The 19,045-nt window shown below is 43.9% G+C and carries 13 protein-coding genes; 9 read left to right on the top strand and 4 right to left on the bottom strand.

Translation table 11 applies throughout. The annotated features are described in order from the left end of the window. Positions 1 to 3 precede the first annotated feature (3 nt). From LZG71_RS04460 to LZG71_RS04420, 9 genes are all read left to right on the top strand, one after another. Positions 4 to 996: an alpha/beta hydrolase gene (locus LZG71_RS04460; protein WP_233817414.1), complete on the top strand. Its 993-nt coding sequence runs from the start codon at positions 4 to 6 to the stop codon at positions 994 to 996. Between the two features lie 480 nt (positions 997 to 1,476). Continuing rightward, a complete protein-coding gene (locus LZG71_RS04455; protein WP_233817412.1) occupies positions 1,477 to 2,052 on the top strand; it encodes an RNA polymerase sigma-70 factor in 576 nt (191 codons plus the stop codon). Between the two features lie 132 nt (positions 2,053 to 2,184). Next, entirely contained in the window at positions 2,185 to 3,222 is a 1,038-nt protein-coding gene (locus LZG71_RS04450; protein WP_233817410.1) for a FecR family protein, read from the top strand. A gap of 177 nt (positions 3,223 to 3,399) precedes the next feature. Next, entirely contained in the window at positions 3,400 to 6,708 is a 3,309-nt protein-coding gene (locus LZG71_RS04445; RefSeq protein WP_233817408.1) for a TonB-dependent receptor, read from the top strand. Between the two features lie 46 nt (positions 6,709 to 6,754). Continuing rightward, the gene (locus LZG71_RS04440) at positions 6,755 to 8,431 is read left to right on the top strand and encodes a RagB/SusD family nutrient uptake outer membrane protein (protein ID WP_233817406.1); all 1,677 of its coding nucleotides are present in this window, start codon (positions 6,755 to 6,757) and stop codon (positions 8,429 to 8,431) included. A 294-nt stretch (positions 8,432 to 8,725) separates the two neighbouring features. Continuing rightward, entirely contained in the window at positions 8,726 to 12,010 is a 3,285-nt protein-coding gene (locus tag LZG71_RS04435; RefSeq protein WP_233817404.1) for a TonB-dependent receptor, read from the top strand. Between the two features lie 20 nt (positions 12,011 to 12,030). Further along, on the top strand, positions 12,031 to 13,845 hold the full coding sequence (locus LZG71_RS04430) for a RagB/SusD family nutrient uptake outer membrane protein (RefSeq protein ID WP_233817402.1): 1,815 nt from the start codon (positions 12,031 to 12,033) through the stop codon (positions 13,843 to 13,845). Positions 13,846 to 13,865: 20 nt separating this feature from the next. Then, positions 13,866 to 15,518, top strand: a complete 1,653-nt coding sequence (locus tag LZG71_RS04425; RefSeq protein WP_233817400.1) for a DUF4957 domain-containing protein — start codon at positions 13,866 to 13,868, stop codon at positions 15,516 to 15,518. Positions 15,519 to 15,705: 187 nt separating this feature from the next. After that, positions 15,706 to 16,473 carry a class I SAM-dependent methyltransferase gene (locus LZG71_RS04420; RefSeq protein ID WP_233817398.1) on the top strand — a complete coding sequence of 256 codons (768 nt, stop codon included), beginning with the start codon at positions 15,706 to 15,708 and terminating at the stop codon, positions 16,471 to 16,473. Positions 16,474 to 16,685: 212 nt separating this feature from the next. On the opposite strand, the gene LZG71_RS04415 is transcribed toward LZG71_RS04420, so the two are convergent. From LZG71_RS04415 to LZG71_RS04400, 4 genes are all read right to left on the bottom strand, one after another. Then, positions 16,686 to 17,012, bottom strand: coding sequence for a multidrug efflux SMR transporter (locus tag LZG71_RS04415; protein WP_233817396.1), 327 nt, complete (start codon positions 17,010 to 17,012; stop codon positions 16,686 to 16,688). Positions 17,013 to 17,196: 184 nt separating this feature from the next. Further along, complete coding sequence (locus LZG71_RS04410) at positions 17,197 to 17,358, bottom strand: hypothetical protein (RefSeq protein WP_233817394.1); 162 nt, start codon at positions 17,356 to 17,358, stop codon at positions 17,197 to 17,199. A gap of 49 nt (positions 17,359 to 17,407) precedes the next feature. After that, complete coding sequence (locus LZG71_RS04405; RefSeq protein WP_233817393.1) at positions 17,408 to 18,004, bottom strand: NAD(P)H-dependent oxidoreductase; 597 nt, start codon at positions 18,002 to 18,004, stop codon at positions 17,408 to 17,410. A gap of 28 nt (positions 18,005 to 18,032) precedes the next feature. Further along, positions 18,033 to 18,980, bottom strand: a complete 948-nt coding sequence (locus tag LZG71_RS04400; protein WP_233817391.1) for an NADP-dependent oxidoreductase — start codon at positions 18,978 to 18,980, stop codon at positions 18,033 to 18,035. Between the last annotated feature and the right edge of the window lie 65 nt (positions 18,981 to 19,045).

Below are 19,045 nucleotides of genomic sequence, written 5' to 3'. Positions count from 1 at the left end.
AATATGTTCCGAAATTCTGTTTCATTGTGCGCTCTGGTTCTGGGTTGTACATCGGCATTTGCACAAATCCAGCCCACGGGTATTCCTGACACGAGCTTTACAATTAAAAGTTCTTATGAAAAGGAATTGAAATACCATCCGAACATCAAAGTGGCTAATCCCGCCGTACCTGCTTCGGTTACGGTATTGCAAAATGTGCCATACAGTACGGTGAGCAAGGATCGAAAGCTGTTGCTGGATATTTACAGAGATAAGGACAATAAGACCAAAGTCCCTGCTATCCTGATGATATTTGGCGGAGGCTGGCGATCGGGAGATCGAACGCACAATGCAACGCTGGGGAAGCAGTTGGCTGCCAAAGGATTTGTTACCCTAACAGCCGATTACCGGCTTTCAACAGAAGCATTGTTTCCGGCTGCGGTGAACGACCTCAAAACTGCTGTTCGCTGGATACGCGCCAATGGAAGCAAACATGGAATTGATACCTCACGAATTGCTGTATTGGGTTTTTCGGCAGGAGGCGAATTGGCTGCCTTTCTCGGAGCCACCAATGGAAACAAGAAATATGACGGTTCGCAGGAAAACGCCGGTTATTCCAGTGATGTGCATGCCGTGATTGATATAGATGGTACACTGTCATTTGTTCATCCGGAGTCGGGCGAGGGCAATGATTCAAAATCAATTTCTGCGGGCACATACTGGTTTGGTTATCCAAAAAAAGAGCGTCCTGATCTGTGGGAGGAAGCTTCGCCACTGAAACACGTGAGTGCCAAAACGCCACCCTATTTGTTTATCAATAGCTCGGTGGACAGAATGCATGCCGGCAGAGAAGATTTTATCAAAAAGCTTAATGAGTTTGGTACATATAGCACCATCAAATCTTTCCCTGATGCTCCGCACACATTCATGTTTTTCGATCCCTGGTTTGAGCCGACGCTGGTAGCCATCAATGGCTTCATGAACCATGTATTTCCGGTTTCCAAACCGGCAAAGTAGTGTTGTATAGTTTTGAACCACAAAGGGAACAAAAGTTAACAAAAGCTCCTTTTGATTCCTTTGTTGCTTTTGTGGTAAATTTTCCAAAGACCAAATCAATTTCGGGAGCAAAAACAGAACTGTTGAAACGCAGATACAAAAAACATCATCTGGATAAGTTTGTTGGAATTATTGTTTTGAACCACAAAAGGAACAAAAGTTAACAAAAGATCCCTTTTGATTTCTTTTGTTGCTTTTGTGGTAAATTTTAAACAGAAAAGTTGTCCTACTTTATAGCCTGCAAGGCACTGAGGTCCCCCCGTTTACCAGTCCAAAAATTATTTATAAATTTCTTTGAGTAAATAATTTACCATCTTGCTTTACTAGTGATCTTGACAATCACAACCCATACTTACATCCGGAAATCTTGCTTTAATTTTATAGATACCTCCGATAGTATAATTTTGTATCTTGAATGATGTTTCAGATACAGTGAGCAAAATGGATTACAAAAGCCTGAGTGACGCAGCATTATTCAATCTCCTGAGAGCAAACGACGAAGTTGCTTTCCAGGAAATATACCTGCGTCATTGGAAGCGATTGCTGACCATCGCTCGAAACAAATTGGCGCTCACAGACAGCCCGGAAGACGTTGTTCAGGATCTTTTTGTTAAACTCTGGGAAAACCGTCAGACACAGTTTGTAGAGAATCCGGCAGCTTATCTCACATCCGCGCTGCGCCACGCAATCATCAATGTATTTAGAAACCGCCTGGTGAGAGAGAAATATGTGGTGCATGTGCAGGCTAGCCCGGCAGCAGAATACAATACGGAAAATCAGGTTGCACTCAATGACCTGGTTTCGTCGGTGCACAGGCAGGTTGGCGAACTTCCTGAGAAAACGCGTGAAATATTTATGCTAAACAGATTTGAGTTTAAGTCGGCGAGGGAGATATCTTCGCAGCTGCATATTTCTGAGCGTACGGTTGAATACCACATCAGCCACGCACTGAAAACACTGAAACCTTACTTTACAGAGTACTTTCTTCTGATTCTTCTGATTTTGAGATTTAAATAAATTTTTGTTGGATAAAACAAAGATTATATAGCTAAGTCTTAAATTTTAGTATGAATTTTCAAATATTTATTTAAATCATTTGCGGTTGACTGCTGGCTTTGCTGTCATATAATCAGACGAACATCTATACCAATGAGCCGAAAGGAATTTTCCTATTTATTGAAGAAATACAACGAGGGAACTTGTACAGAAGAGGAGAGGGCTTTTGTGGAGCATTGGTATGCGGTTACCCAAAATGAAGAGCGTGAAGCACTCGCAGACTCGGATCTGGACGCAATGGAGCCGTTGATGTGGCAGGAAATACAAAACAAGATTCAGGCAGGCAAGGAGGATAATGAGTTGCCTTTACATCCCGAAAAGAAACTGCATACTTTCAAATGGCTGGCTGTTGCTGCTTCGGTGATTATTTTGATAGGTGTTTTTTTGAAGTTGGAGAACAACAGCATTTCTTTTAAAGAATACAGTTTTGTATCAGGAAAGGATTTTTTGCAAAGGGCAAATACAACATCCGGGAAGCTGACGGTAAAACTTGCTGATGGCAGCGAAATAATCCTGTCTCCGGGAGCATCCGTGAAGTATCAGATTTCATCTGATAAAGACAAACGTGAGGTTTATTTGACTGGTGACGCGTTTTTCAATGTTTACAAAATGCCATCCAAACCGTTTTACGTATATACAGGTAACGTTGTGACGAAAGTATTGGGTACAAGCTTTTTTGTGAGAGCTGCAAATACGACGCATCAGGTTTCGGTAGAAGTGGTAACTGGTAGGGTTGCGGTTTACCAGAAATCGGAAGAAAAGGAAGGCAACGCTGAAGTTATTCTGACGCCAAATCAGAAAACAACTTTTAAGGAAGACAACAAGGAATTCACAACAAGCCTTGTTGATGTTCCGAAGCTGGTTGCTTCGAAAGAAGATAACCAGCAACCTGCTTCTTTCCAGTTTGATGAAGAGCCTCTCGCCCGGGTTGTGGAACGTCTTAAAAGTGCATACGGAATAGATATTCAACTTGAAAATGAGAAGCTGAAAGATTGCCCTCTGACAGCCAATCTCTCAGAATTTACCCTGTACGAACAGCTGGACATGATTTGCGCAGCAACAAAATCGCATTACACCCTCAAAGGTACTGCCATACTGATTGATGGGAAAGGATGCGCCAACATGCAATGAGAATACGAAACCGCCTAATTGATACGCCTATGTAGTCACTATCCTTATTTACCAAAAAAGCTGACCATGTTGCCCCATGATCAGCTAATGTTCCCTTGACTTTTCCGCTATACTTTGCCCGTAAGCAGAAGGGGTTATTTTGTCAAAACTCGTTGGATTAACAAAACATTTAAAGGTATGAAAAAAATTGACTCAGCCCAAACTGATTGGGCGGATGATCCCTACGTGAATATTTGTTTGAGGCTTATGAGGCTTTCGGTATATCAGCTTTTTATTTTGATTGTTTTTGCGGGCGTATCCAAGGCACACGAGGGTACTGCGCAAGAGCTGCTCAATATGTCGGTTTCCATCCGTTCGGAAGGTGCTTCGTTGCGTACGGTTCTGGGCAGTATAGAAAAACAGACCGGAATTAAATTCGTTTACAGCTCCCGGAATATCGGTTCAGATAGACCTGTGAGCATTCAGATTAAAAAAGCCAAACTTTCCGAAGTACTGGAAGAGCTGCTTCCACCGCTGCATTTGACCTACAAGATCATTAATGGACAAATTATTCTTGACAGCAAATTGGTGGGTGAAGCGACTCAAAATACACCAGAAGTTGAGCAAATGCTGCGCCGAATTTCCGGCGTGGTGAAAGATGAAAAAGGGGAGGTGTTACCCGGTGTGAGTGTGATTTTGAAAGGAACCCAAACCGGAACAATAACCGATGACAAAGGAGAATTTAAACTGGGCGTTGAGGATGAGAATGCCATTCTCACTTTTTCATTTGTGGGCTACAACACCTATGAGTTGACTGTTGGCAGCCAGTCGGTTTTGAACATCATGCTTCAGCCTGATATCAGTAAACTCGAAGAGGTGGTCGTGGTGGGATATGGTCAGGTGCGGAAAGCGGATTTGACGGGTTCGGTTGTGTCCATCAAAGAATCGCAGATCACATCTACGCCTGTTACCAACGTTTTGGAAACATTACAGGGTAAAGTTGCCGGAATGGATCTTACGCGTGCAAGTGGCGAAAGCGGTGCAGCCATGAATTTTAACATCCGCGGTAATCGTTCTCTTAATGCTTCAAACCAACCGCTGATTCTTGTAGATGGAGTGCAGTATGGTTCTTATATCGATATTAATCCCAATGATATTGCGTCCATCGAAGTTTTGAAAGACGCATCTTCAACTGCCATTTATGGGTCAAGGGGAGCGAATGGGGTGATTCTGATCACATCTAAAACAGGAAAAGCAGGGAAAACGAAAATTGAGTTTAATAACTATTTCGGCGTCAATAACCCGACAAATTATCAGCGTGTTACCAATACATCGCAGTTTGTAGCTATGAACCGCGAAGCTTACCGTGCCAACGGACAATGGAGCAGTCCGGCAGACGATGCCACAATTTTCAATGTAGCGATGGACAACATCAATGCAGGAATAGACACCGATTGGGCAGGATTGATGCTGCACAACGGAACGGTTCAGCGCAACCACATTGCCATTTCGGGCGGTAACGAAAAAACGAAATTCAGACTTTCATCCGAATACTTTAATGAAAAAGGTTCGCTGAAACACGATCAGCTGCGTCGGTTTGTACAACATTTAAATCTGGATCACCAGGTGCTCGACAATGTTAAACTGGGTATGGTTCTGAACTTCAACTCATCGACACAGCAACGTCGTAATACCAGTTTTTGGAACCTGATCAAGAACTCGACCCTCGGAATCCCGTACAATGAGGACGGTTCGATTAACAAATTTCCTTTTCCGGGATCGTTTGTGTTCAATCCGTTACTGGACGAAACCCTTGAAAACTATACCAATAAAACCAGCAGCAGCAGAATCTTTATGTTGGGTTTTGCGGAATGGTCTATACTTAAAAATCTGTCGGTAAGAAGCAGCTTTGGTCTTGACCTTGCCAACAGTCAGCAGGGAATTTTTGAAGGAAGTAACACCACGCTTGCCGGTGTGAACAATGGTTTTTCCCGTTCGGCATTATCAGATGTTAAAAACCGCAGCTGGACCTGGGAGAATGTGATTAACTATTCCACTACACTCGGCAATCACTCGTTTAATGCCATGGCTGGTACGAGTATGATCAGCTACAAAACCATGAATTTTTCAGGAGAAGGAAAGGATCAGCCGTTTTCGTCTTCCTTGTTTTACAACCTGGGGACCAATACCAAAGACATTATCACCAACAGCAGTCTCACGGAAAGTGCGCTCGGCTCGGTGTTTGGGAGGATCAATTACAAGTTTAAAGATCGTTATCTGTTAACCGCTTCCTTGCGTTCTGATGGTGCGTCGGTTTTGGCCGACGGACACAAATGGGCTTACTTCCCATCGCTTGCTGCCGCCTGGCGAATCATTGATGAACCCTTTATTTCGAACTCGACCAATTTTCTTTCGGATCTGAAATTGCGTGCAAGCTACGGCGTTTCGGGAAACAGTGCCATCGGTGCATATCAAACACAGGGCGGGCTGAGCAAGGTGGCTTTCTCGTTTGATGAAACACCTGCTTTCGGTTACTGGCCAAAATTACTGGCGAATAAGAATCTGAGTTGGGAAAAAACGAGTACAGTAAATCTGGCCGTGGATTTCGGATTTTTCTCCAATCGTATAGTGGGTTCCGTTGATGTATATCGCACCAATACCAAAGATCTTTTGATGGATAGGATTCTTCCTTCTTTAACGGGATTCAGCAAGACCGTCGACAATGTGGGCAAGACCAAAACCAGAGGTATTGACATCATTGTTTCAACCAGAAATCATACATCGAAGAATTTTTCCTGGACTACTGACCTGAACTTCGCCACCTTCAAAGAGGAGATTGTGGAACTGAGCGCGGGCGGCGATGATGTATCCAAAGCATGGTTTGTAGGCAAGCCATTACGTGTATTTTACGATTATGAAAAGATAGGAATCTGGCAGACTGCCGAAAAAGATCAGGCGCAGGCTTACGCCAAATTGCCTGGAGAAATCAAAGTAAAAGATCAGAATAACGACGGTAAAATAACGGCCAGCGATGATAGGGTGGTACTTGGTCAGGCTTCGCCAAAATGGAGTGGGGGAATTACCAATAATTTTTCATACAAAAACCTGAGCCTGTCTGTATTGATTTATGCCAGAGTCGGACAAACCATTGCGAGTGATTATCTGGGATACTATTATCCTGGAGGAACAACGGCGGTGGTAGACTATTGGACACCCGAAAATCCGACGAATGATTATCCAAGACCGTGGATCAGCAGAACGGATCAGTTCCTTTCAACTTTGAAATATGTGGATGGCTCATTCTGGAAAATTAAAGATATCCGGCTGGCGTACAGTCTGCCTTCGTCCATCCTGAAAAAGACGGTGCTGAGCGGCGTAACCTTGTATGGAACAGCTAAGAACTTTGTGACTTTCAGTAAGATTGATAATTACGATCCTGAGCGAGGTGGCTCGGTCGAATTCCCGCTTACGAAACAGCTTATTGTTGGATTAAACGTGAGTTTTTAACGTAAAAAGGTCTGTGAAAACAGCAAAATTTTTAATTACTATCGCTATGAAGCTTACTAAATATATATCCGTAACGGTTGCTTTACTCATCGGTTTGGGTTTGTTTTCCTGCTCCGATTTTCTTGAAGAAACCAACAAGAATACCGTCACCGGCGATTCGTTTTACACCACTGCGGAAGGCATGGAAAGCCTGGTGAATGCCTGCTATGCGCCAACAAGAATCTGGTATGGAAAGGTAATCGGGCACCTGCTCACAGAGGCCGGAACCGACGAAATGCTCTATGGAAATACAGCAGCAGGTTCTTATCCTTTTTATGATTACAATTCCAATTTGCAGGCAACCAACGACGGTCTTTTCTTTGTCTGGAAGAGTTTTTACAAAGGAATAAACACCTGCAACATTGCCATCAACCGTATCAATGAGTCGGCACTTTCAGCTGAAATTAAAGCAAAAAGAGAAGGTGAAGCGCGGTTTCTCAGAGCGTTTTATTATTACCATCTGGTAGAAACATTTGGCGATGTTCCCTTGCGTACACAGGAAACAACCAGCCCGGAAATGACTGCTTTACGTGCACCGGTCGACGAAGTATACAAGCTGATTTTTGCCGATCTGGAAACGGCTCTTGTGAAGCTGAAAGGTGTAGTGACGCCACAAGGAGGCCGTATTACAGAACCAGCTACGGCTGCTTTTCTGGCGCGCCTGTATCTGACGAGAAACATGAATACAGAAGCACTCGCAATGGCAGACCGTGTGATCAAAAATTACAATTACAAGCTGATGAGCGACTATGCTGCGCTTTGGGATATCAACAACAGCAATGGGAATACGAACAGTGAAGTGGTGTGGTTTGTGAATTATTCCGAAAACAATACCCTCAATGACTACGGAAGATACGACGACCTGGGTTATTTCTGGCTTTGGGAAGGTGGAAATCATGGTCATTTGTTGTATCTGCCCATTTTTGTTGGCTTGAAAGGATGGCAGTATAATCTGGAAACAGGCCGACCGTTGACACAATACATGCCTTCCAAATATCTGGTTGATCTTTATGATGAAACCAAAGATTCACGTTGGAAAGGCTCTTTTCGTACCGTTTGGTGGGCCAATGATGAACCTACTTTACCAGCGGGTGTGGCACTGGGCGATACGATTGCTGTGGTTTCAAAAGGTGCTGTTACAGAAGCACATAGAAAGTCGAAACCTTACACGATTATTGATATAAATGACATTTACCAGCCAAACGGCGTTCCCAATATTCCACGCCATCGCTTTGCTGCGCTACGCAAATTTGCTGATCCTTCTCGTGCCGGAAAAGATGTTGTGGTGAGCAAACGCGATGCTTTTGCAATCCGTTTGGCTGAAATGTATCTCATTGCAGCGGAAGCCAGCATGAAGCTGAACAACAATGCCGCTGCGGTAACCTATGTGAATATTTTGCGGGACAGAGCGGCACTTCCTGGCAAAATTCAGGATATGAAAATCGCAGCTTCTGACATAACGCTTGATTTTATATTGGACGAAAGAGCACGTGAATTTGCGGGCGAACAACTGCGCTGGTTTGATCTGAAAAGAACGGGGAAATTGCTGGAACGTCTGAGTAAGTACAATCCGGATGCGGCAGTTAATGTAAAAGCATTTCATCAGCTGCGCCCTATACCCAGGGTGGAAATTGATGTGCTGCAAAACAAAGCAGAATTTGTACAGAACCCAGGATACAATTGATGTCTGGAATTGCTGTAAACTGATTATTCCTAAACGCTGAAATACAGGATTTACATCCGGAGAATACCCCTGCTCGTAAAGCGCAAGGGTATTCTCCGATTGCAGACTGTTGCCTGGTAAAGTCTTTCCGGGCAGGATTTAAATCTCTGCAATATCTTAAATAGCATTTATCTAATAATAAAATAAGTTTTTCAAATTTTTCAGTTAGCCTTTTTGTATGATTTCAGTGAGCATTGCCAATTTTCAAACACCAGTTTTTTCTCAATTATCCAATTATTTTAAAGCGCAGTAAGTATGAAAATACCAATTCTACATTTTCTTTTAAGCCCCAACAGATCCTTTCTGCTGATCTTTTGGGCTTTTTGTGCGTTGCCATCCTTTGCCCAGCACAGGGTTTCCGGAATCGTGAGTTCCGTTACCGATAAGGAAGGACTTCCCGGAGCTTCGGTCCGCGTAAAGGGCGGAACACTAGGTACTACAACGGACGCAAAAGGAGCATATACTATCAGCGCGCCTTCTGATGCGGTTCTGGTTTTCAGTTTCATCGGTATGCTCAGCAGTGAAGTGCCGGTGAACGGCAAATCCAAAATCGACATTGTGCTGGAAGATGACGCCAACAAACTGGAAGAGGTGGTTGTGGTGGATTACGGATACGGTACCGTGAAAAAGACGGATATGACGGGTTCTGTTGCGACCATGTCGGGACGTGATCTTAAAAATATACCTGTTGCCAATGCCGCCCAGGCCATGACTGGTCGTATGCCCGGTGTGAGCGTACTCACGTCCGACGGTTCGCCAGATGCGGAAGTTGTAATTCGTGTACGTGGTGGAGGTTCTATCACACAGGATAATTCACCGCTTTATGTTGTGGATGGATTTATTGTGAGCAGTATTCGTGACATTCCGCCGTCGGATATTCAGAGCATCAACGTTTTGAAAGATGCATCGGCTACGGCTATTTATGGTGCACAGGCATCGAACGGGGTAATCGTAATTACTACCAAAAACCCAACGGCTGGCAAAGTGTCGGTTTCATACAACGGTTTCATGCAGTACAAACTTTTGCCAAAAAATCGTAAATATGAAGTGCTTTCTCCATACGAATACGTGTTGGTAAATTACGAAAGAGCCAAACTCAGATCAGCTACGGACGTACGGAGCTTTGAGAAATTCTTTGGTAAATATGATGACTACGATTTGTACCAAAGCAAAAAAGGAACCGATTGGCAGGAAGAACTTTTCGGTAGTCCGCGTACTTCGCAATACCACAATGTGAGCATCAGCGGCGGTAGCGAGAGCACCAAAGTGAGTTTGAGTCTTACCAATAATACAGACCAGGGTTTGCTGACCGGATCGGCGTTTAAAAGAAATGTTTTGAATTTTAAACTGAACCAGAACATTTCTAAAAAGTTGAAATTTGAAGGGATGACACGTATCACAAGTACTGTTGTGGATGGTGCGGGAACCTCAGGAAATGCGCAGATCAACATCAAAGACGCTGTACAAACCCGACCAACCAACGGTATTGCTGACGAACTGGATATTGACCTGACAGCAATTGGAAATGATGACGATTTTCAGTCATTCCTGTTGAGTCTGGTAAGTCCGGTGAAGTTGGTAAAACAGGATTGGCGCAAACGCTCCACCAATGATTATGTATTGAGCGGTGCGGTTGCCTGGTCAGTACTGAAAAATCTGGATGTGAAGTCTACGTTTACAGGATCACTTTCTGTTGATAAAAACCTGCGTTTCTACGGACCACTTACGGGTGAATCTTTCAACAACGGTAGCAGTCTTCCTATCGGTGAAAAAACCAATCAGGACAATAAATCTTATCGTTTGCTGAATACGCTGACTTACCGCCCGGAATCATTTGGAATTCACAAACTTGATTTCCTGCTTGGTCAGGAAATTTACTCGACTGGCGGTAATTACGCTTTCATCCGTTCAGAAGATTTTCGTGAATCGATCAACCCGGAAGAACTTTTTGCCAACATGACTTTCGGTCGTACGGACAGACATGAAACGCGCGAGTTTACTCCATCCAACAGGTCGTCTGGTTTTGGGCGTATCAATTACGCGCTGAAAGACCGATACCTGCTTACCGGTACATTCCGTATGGATGCTTCCAGCAAATTTTCAGCTGAAAACCGCGTTGGATTTTTCCCGGCAGCAGCTTTGGCCTGGAAACTTTCCGAAGAACCATTCCTTAAAAGTGTAGCTGCGGTTGACGAATTGAAACTGAGAGTAAGTTACGGATCTACTGGTAACGACCGGATTGACGCGACTGCGACTCAATTCCTGTTTCAGGGTTCTACGCTTCGTGGACCGGGTTTTGGAAACTTTGATAATACTTATTACACCCCATCCGGCAGCACGCTTTACAATCCAAATCTTGTTTGGGAAACAACGATCAACCGCAACGCCGGTGCGGATTTCTCGTTCTTCAAACACAAACTGGAAGGATCTTTTGATGTATATCACAACACAACAAAAGATCTGTTGCTGAGATCAGTGATTCCTTCAAGCACTGGTTTTGTTACACAATGGAACAATGTGGGCCGCACATCAAACAAAGGTATCGAACTTGGTTTGACTGCCTATATGATTGACAAACCAGATTTTTCTCTTTCTGCCAACTTCAACATAGGTCGCAATACAGCCAAAATTGAAGAGCTGGATGGTACCAACGAACGTTTTTTTCAGTCCAACTGGGCAAGTACGGATCTTCGTGATCAGGATGACTTTTTCCTGAAAGTGGGTGGCACAATTGGTGATGTGTATGGTTATGTAACGGATGGTTTTTACAGCACTTCTGACTTTGCGAGCTACGATGCCGTTACGAGTAAATACATATTGAACGACGGAATCCCTAATTCCGGTGCAGTGTCTGGTAACGCCAACCTTCGTCCGGGTTTCCTGAAATTGAAAGATCTGAACGGTGACGGACTGATCAACAGTCTGGATCGCCAGGTAATTGGGAATACACTTCCAAAAGCACAAGGCGGTTTTGGTTTGAATGGCCGTTACAAAGGTTTTGACCTTTCGGTGTTCTTCAACTGGTCGTATGGAAATGACGTTTACAACACAGGCAAAATCCAGTATAACCAGTTCAGAAGGGTTACGAACGGAAACTTGCTTTCGATGATGTCGATGGACAACCGCTTCACCTATCTGGATGTAGATGGTTCATACACAGGAACAGCTGGTGGTATTGTTACCGATCTTGAACAACTGTCGCAAATGAATCAGGGCAAAAACATCTGGTCTCCGCATGGCTTGGGCGATGCTCAAACAGTGATCCACTCCTGGGCAGTCGAAGATGGTTCATTTATCCGTCTCAACAACCTGAACCTTGGATACTCTTTCCCGAAAGAACTGATCTCAAAGCTTAAAATGTCTCAGTTCAGGATTTACGTGACCGGTAACAACCTTCACCTTTTTAGCAAATACACAGGATACGACCCTGAGGTGAGTACATCACGCAGTTCCGGATACCAGGGACTTACGCCGGGTGTGGATTACTCGTCGTTCCCGCGCAGCCGTTCTTACACTTTCGGTATTAACGTGACATTCTAATTCTAAAACAGCTATTGAACATGAAAAGGATATATATATTAATCTGTGTTCTGTTGGGAATGAGTTCCTGCAAGGACTTTCTCGAACCGGAATCGCTTTCAACTTTTGACACCAATTACATTTATTCCAACGTGGAAGATGCACGTAAAGGCGTAAATGCAGCCTACGTTTCGTTTAGCACGGACGGTTTCAGGTCGAGGCTTTCCAATAACATGACGGGCAATACGGATATTGAACGCCAGAGCGGCTGGGGTGCAACTGCGGATCGCCATCAGATCTGGAACCTGGATGCCCTTCCCGGAAACGGAGATTTGAGACAATTCTGGAACGCTGCCTACACTTCCATTCGTGATTGTAACATCGCAATTGAGGGAATTGAGGCGAGCAAGGTACTGACATCGACTGATGTAGCCAGTAAACGCCAGTTGTATCACATGCTTGGGGAGGTATATACCATCAGAGCATACTGGTACAGCATGTTAACGTATTACTTTGGCGATGTGCCCAATGTACGTCTTGCACCAAAGGCAGGTCAGGATTTTTACCTTTCCCGCGAAGACCGTAACCTTATTCTGAGCCAGCAAATAGAGGATATGATCAAGGTTGAAAGCCAAATGCTTTGGGCAGACCAGATTAATTTTGGTATAGAGCAGGTGAGCAGGGAGTATACTTTGGGTATGATTGCGCGCCTGGCTTTGCAGCGCGGAGGTTACTACCTGACGCCGGAACTGACCATGGAGCGCAAAACAGATTTCAAAGATTATTATGAAATCGCCCGTACTTACACCGAAAAGCTGATCACGCTCAAAGACCGTGAACTTCCTGCGGATTACCGCCAGGTGTTTATGAACCAGAACAAATTCATCAGCCCGGTCAATAGCGATGTATTGTTCGAAGTGCCTTTCGCGCTTGGTAGCGGGGATGTTGCCTGGAATATCGGAATTACCGTAGACGGTGGAACGACGGCTTCGCACAGCTATGGTTCAGGAAACAACTACATGTCCATACCGCCAAATTATTACTTTTCTTTTGACTCAACAGATATAAGAAGAGACGTAACCTGTGCGCTATACAAGATCAATACCAGTTTTCAGAAAGTTTTTGTTTCGGGTGTGAATAACATTGCGCAGGGAAAATGGAGTCGTCATTTCCTAACTACGCCTCCCGGGCCTTCTACCGCAAAAGGTACAGGTATCAACTGGCCGATGTTACGTTACTCTGATGTTTTGCTGATGTATGCAGAGGCAGAAAATGAAATCAGTGGTCCGACTGAAAAAGCACGCGAAGCACTTAGCAGAGTTCGCAGAAGAGCATTCCCGCAAGCACAATGGCCTGCCAAGGTGGATCAGTATGTTACAGGTATTTCAGGTTCAAAAGATGCATTCTTCAACAGTATTGTGAACGAACGTGGATGGGAATTTGGTGGTGAGATGATTCGTAAGTATGAATTGATCCGTTGGAATCTCTATGCCAAGAAAATGCAGGAAACGTCGGAAGAGCTTAAACAAATGGCAGACGATGCATTCAACATCACTGGTAAATACGCTCAGTATCCCGACTACATGTATTGGAGAAGAAATGCGAGTGGTGAGTTTGAAGTTCTGAACCCGAACCGCAAGTATTTGGGTGTTCCTGATGCGACCTGGACACGCGTACCGTTCCTGATAGCGCTGCATAACAACCTCACTACCTATGCGGAGTGGATCACCAAAGACTGGGCCAACCACTACAATGGACCGCAGCCGGGAGTGGCCCGTTACGTATTTCCGATTCCCTCTGAGGCTATAACCAACAGTCAGGGAAAGCTGGATAACAAGGGATACAGATTTCAATAATATTTAAAGTGAATCAGAAAATGAAGAATATACAACTGATCAAATCCATCGTGTTTTGCATGGTCATGATGTCCATGGTGGTGGCCTGCAAAGAAGAGTTGCCGGATCCGGTTACGAGGCTTTTTATGCCGGTTTTGAGCAAAGATCTGACGGCAGAGCGGAATACCGTTATCATCAATATGGGTAACATCAAACTCGCCGATTCGTACACCATTGAAGTGAGTCGTGATACTTTCAAAACGGTGGATTACACCCTAAAAGTGGATACGAATTATGTGGTTTTGGATGAAATAACCCTGAATGGTGATCCGCTGTTCTGGAATATGCTTTACCAGGTTCGTGCCAAAGCGCACGCCTCCGATCCTCAGTACGACAGCAAAGTATCCGACCTGGGTAGTGTCATGACGGAAAGGTTTCCGAGTATTCAGCTCACACCGGCCAGAAACGACGTGACCGACGTTGCTTTGAAAGTAAAATGGCAACCGGGAGGCGCAACTCCTGTTACCAAAATCAAGCTGTTTGCAGGTACGGATCTCAAACTGCTAAAACCACTGAAAGAAGTAGCAGTAAATGCAGCTTCCCAGCAGTCGGGCACAGCCATTGTTGATGGTCTGACACCTTTGACCGCCTATCAGGCTGCCATTTATAGCGGAGAAGAGTTACGTGGTTGGCAGGTTTACAATACACTGAAAGCGGGCGTTGATCTTACTGCTCCCGGAGTGATCAACCTCACCAAGAGCGAAGACCCTACTGCACTGGCAACAGCTCTGGCTGCTGCGCCTTCGGGTTCTACCATTGTATTGAAAAAAGGAGTGGATTACAACACGCCAACCGTGGCTTTGGATAAATCCATCACGATTGCATCGGCTCTGGGATTTGAAGAAAAACCTGCAACACTGATCAACTGCAACTGGAATATTGCCAATGGCGTTACGCTGGATCTGGTTAAATTCTCCGGCGTGCACATCATCGGTTCTGGTATTGCCAGTGCCTATGTTTTCAATCCTGCACCGGCCGCTCTTACCACTGTGAAAGAGCTGATCTTCGAAGATTGTGTAATTTCAGAAGTGAGAGGTATTTTGCGTATCGGTACCCAGGCGTTCATTAACAAATACATCATCAGAAATTCCCTGGTCTATAACATTGGCGGATATGGCGTGCTGACAACCGATACAGACGGTGAAAATATGGCTGCCGTGGATGAGATCACTTTGGAAAACACTACGTTCAGCAAAGTAAATTCCTTCCTTACATCTCGTCAGAATTCTCAGAAAGTGACGATTGAAAGCTGCACATTCAGTGAGTTTTTGATTTCGGGAGGAACACTGTTCAACTGGCGTGGAACTGCTGGTCAGCGTAGCAATGTAAAAGATGGTATTTCGGTGAGAAACTCTGTTTTCGGGCATGCGTGGGACGAAGCCAAAACGGAATCTTTTGCAATAAGAGGTTATGCTGGTCTTGAAGCATCGAGTTTCAGCTTCATTAATTCCTTTGTGACATCGGATTTCGCTTTTGTAGCCGGCGGAGAAATTCCCGGATTCCCGGTTGGAACTTATACGAAGAAAGCGGCAGATTTATGGGTTAGTCCTTACACCGCGTTGAACTTCAATTTTAAAGATGCAGCCTTTGCGGGCCGCAGAACCGTTGGCGATACAAGGTGGAGAGTTAAATAATCAGCATTGCTGATGTGTAAATGTAAAACGGCTGTTCCATCACTTTGGGGCAGTCGTTTTACATTTTTTGTAAATGAAAATTTTGAAAATGAATGGCTATAATTAATAACTTGAACGAAATTGAGTGTTGCGTGCACCATATTTTTAGTCAGCAATATCTTTCGGAAATAATGTAAACATTGGAGTTATGGATTCTAAAAGTACAACACGGTTTAGCAATAGGGTAGAGGATTATGTGAAATACAGACCGGGTTATCCAAAAGAAATTGTCGAATATCTGGAAACAGGTTTTGGTCTTAAAAAGGGAAGCACGATCGCAGATGTCGGTTCCGGTACGGGTATTTCTTCGGAGCTGTTTCTGGATCATGGATACAAAGTAATTGGTGTTGAACCAAATAAGGAAATGCGTGACAAATCGGTGGAGCTTTTGGGCGATAATCCGGCGTTTTTTGCCATGGATGGCAATTCTGACGACACCAATCTGGACGCACAAAGTGTTGATGCCATCATTGCCGGTCAGGCGTTTCACTGGTTCGACCGCAAAAAAGCAAGTGTGGAATTCAGCCGTATCCTGAAACCAAAAGGATTTATAGCGTTGATCTGGAATGAAAGGTTAACGAAGAGCAACTTTGAAAAAGACTATGATGCGCTGATCGTAAGGCATTCCACTGACTACGTGCAGGTGGATCATCGGAATATTGACATTGACAAAATCTCAGAATTTTTCAACGGCGCTCCGGTTGAGCAACAGATATTTGACAATCAGCAAATATTCGATTTCAACGGACTGGAAGGCAGGCTCCTTTCTTCTTCCTATATGCCTTCCAAAGGTGACGCCGGTTATCAAGCCATGTCCGACGATCTGAAAGTGCTCTTCGATCAGTATCAGGAAAATGGTGTAATCAGGATCAACTATGCGACCAAGATTTTTGTAGGGCGGGTCAGCGAGTTCTGATCAACAAAAACGTCCCAATCGGGACGTCTTGTCGGTAGCAATGGTTTGATACAGGGAAACAAAGACGTTCCATAGGAACGTTTTGTGAAAACGGCACAAATTGGAGTTATGCGCTTTCTAATAATTCCACTAAACCAATTACGTCACAATCTGAATATTGAATTTGCGCCAATACTTTTCAATGGCGCAATTCAATATTACACAACGGATTTTCAATGCGCAGTTTTGGAGAAAAAATTCATAATCACCACACCAGCAACGATGAAGACAATGCCAATAATCCCAGCTAAATCCATTTTTTGCTTGAATATAATCACTGAAACAGCAGCAGTAAGTACAATGCCAAGTCCTGCCCAAATCGCATACGCTACACCTAATGGGATGGTTTTAAGCGCCAGCGACAGAAAATAAAAACAGGTAATGTAGGCTATAATAACAATGGTCGAAGGCAACCATTTGGTGAATCCGTCAGATGCCTTCATGAAGCTGGATCCAATCACTTCGAGTACAATTGCTAAGCCAAGAAACAGGTATTTCATTTTTTTAGATTAAAAAGATTTCCTTCAAACACGTTCTCAAATCGGTTGGTCAATGTCCAGGTAGCCGTTAACCACATCAGCTCCATTTACATTGTATTCATCGTTTGCATGATGCCTGCAAATAGGGATGAGAGTCGGATATCACTTTCGATTTGGTTGATTGAATTTGATGATGCAAAGAAACTCAATAATCTAACCGGCCATTTTGACTCGAAGAAGCCTGACCTTTTTGAAGGAAGAAATCACCCTTCTGTCTGATCTGAGACTTCACTTTTTTAGCCAGCTCTTTTTCGATTTCAGGTTCTATATATCCGTATTCTTTGAATTTGTTGATCAGGGGATTCATTTTGGCAGGCGCTGAATGGTCGGTGAAAGGTCTGCATTTATAGGTTAAATTAAAAGCGATCGTTGTGAGTGGAATCTAACCTGGCAAAGTCTTTGACTTTCCCTATCCACCTTTGCCTGTCATGTTCATCGAATTCGTATAGAGGGCCAATGAAGTTGTTTTGAATTGAAGAAACTCCGCAATATTCCAAAATCCCTTGTTTTAATTGGACCAGTCCGCTTGACTTGTACATATCTTTATAAACGTCCTCATGTAAGTCACCGGCGGTTGTAATTATTCGCCCTGTCTTACCTGTTAACAATCCCTCGCTAATTCCGCCCTTATTGCTTTTAAAAGTAATGCCAGGAAGGAACGCTCTGTCAAAAAAACCTTTCATAATAGCTGGCATACCAAGCCACCACATTGGGTGTATCCATACCTGATGTTCACTCCATTTTATATCTTCCAATGCGTTTAACAAATCAGGCTCCAGCTCCATTCTCTGCCTGTATCCGAACTGCAAATTGGGATTGAAATTCAACTCTCCTAGGGCAATGTTTCTTACTTCCGAACCGGCATCACTTGCAGATTTAGTGTAGGAATGGGCAATTACGCTGTTGAAGCTTTCTTTGTCCGGATGTCCGTTAACAACCAATATCTTTTTCATTTCTTCTGTTTTCAGATTGTTTTAATAATTACAGCCGTACCACCACTTTACCCATTGTATGTCCTGTTTCGATTTGCAGATGTGCTTTTGCCATTTCATCAAATTCAAATATGTGTGAGACATAAGGTTTCAATACACCGGTTTCCAACATAGAGGCAATGTGGCGCATATCGGTATCATTGGAATAAACAGACATAAAATAACACGCATGTAAATTCTTTTCACGGGCTTTGAATTCATCCTCTTTTGTATGTCCGGAGGGTAAAGTGACAATGGTGCCGAACGGCTTCAAGACTTGTACTGATTTTTGAAAGTTAGCCCCTCCAACAGTTTCCAGTACAAAATCAATATCACACAGTATTTTTTCGAATTGCGTTGTGTGGTAGTCAATATGTTCATCAGCACCCAGTTGCAATACGAAATTCCGGTTGGAGGCCGAGCTTGTAGCAATGACATGCGCTCCGATGTGTCTGGCGATCTGTACCGCAAAATGCCCGACGCCTCCCGCAGCAGCATGAATAAGCACTTTGTCTGTCGGTCTCAATTTCCCATATTGGTCAAATACCTGCCAGGCTGTTAATGCTGCAAGCGTGCTCGCAGCAGCTTCCACATGACTAACATTTTCAGGTTTTAGTGCAAGATGTACTTCCGGAGCGGCGATGTATTCCGCGTAGGCTTGCCCATGGCCAACGAAATTGATCATACCAAATACTTCATCACCGATTTGAAACCGGGTCGCCCCCTTTCCGACCTCCACAATTTCTCCCGAAATGTCCCAACCTAAAATCAACGGATCATGTTTTGCTAGTTCTTCTGCCAATGGAGCCTGTCTGCTGCGGACTTTAACATCCACCGGATTGATGCTGATGGCTTTGACCTTGATAAGTACCTCACTTGCCTTTATTTCAGGCATTTTAACGTCTTTGTAAACCAGATTTTCAACGCCTCCAAATTGTTCTAATACGATTGCCTTCATACTAATTATTTATATTGATTTGCAAAAATAGACTGGTGAAAACATCAAAAACAGGTACATTTATA

Source organism: Dyadobacter sp. CY312 (assembly GCF_021390535.1).
GTDB lineage: Bacteria > Bacteroidota > Bacteroidia > Cytophagales > Spirosomataceae > Dyadobacter.
This window is presented reverse-complemented; position numbering and strand designations above follow the sequence as displayed.

Coding starts and splice junctions, on each gene's coding strand:
- LZG71_RS04410 (WP_233817394.1), bottom strand. CDS start 17,358: ATGAATCCCCTGATCAACAAATTCAAAGAATACGGATATATAGAACCT.
- LZG71_RS04435 (WP_233817404.1), top strand. CDS start 8,726: ATGAAAATACCAATTCTACATTTTCTTTTAAGCCCCAACAGATCCTTT.
- LZG71_RS04445 (WP_233817408.1), top strand. CDS start 3,400: ATGAAAAAAATTGACTCAGCCCAAACTGATTGGGCGGATGATCCCTAC.
- LZG71_RS04455 (WP_233817412.1), top strand. CDS start 1,477: ATGGATTACAAAAGCCTGAGTGACGCAGCATTATTCAATCTCCTGAGA.
- LZG71_RS04460 (WP_233817414.1), top strand. CDS start 4: ATGTTCCGAAATTCTGTTTCATTGTGCGCTCTGGTTCTGGGTTGTACA.
- LZG71_RS04415 (WP_233817396.1), bottom strand. CDS start 17,012: ATGAAATACCTGTTTCTTGGCTTAGCAATTGTACTCGAAGTGATTGGA.
- LZG71_RS04440 (WP_233817406.1), top strand. CDS start 6,755: ATGAAGCTTACTAAATATATATCCGTAACGGTTGCTTTACTCATCGGT.
- LZG71_RS04450 (WP_233817410.1), top strand. CDS start 2,185: ATGAGCCGAAAGGAATTTTCCTATTTATTGAAGAAATACAACGAGGGA.
- LZG71_RS04400 (WP_233817391.1), bottom strand. CDS start 18,980: ATGAAGGCAATCGTATTAGAACAATTTGGAGGCGTTGAAAATCTGGTT.
- LZG71_RS04405 (WP_233817393.1), bottom strand. CDS start 18,004: ATGAAAAAGATATTGGTTGTTAACGGACATCCGGACAAAGAAAGCTTC.
- LZG71_RS04425 (WP_233817400.1), top strand. CDS start 13,866: ATGAAGAATATACAACTGATCAAATCCATCGTGTTTTGCATGGTCATG.
- LZG71_RS04420 (WP_233817398.1), top strand. CDS start 15,706: ATGGATTCTAAAAGTACAACACGGTTTAGCAATAGGGTAGAGGATTAT.
- LZG71_RS04430 (WP_233817402.1), top strand. CDS start 12,031: ATGAAAAGGATATATATATTAATCTGTGTTCTGTTGGGAATGAGTTCC.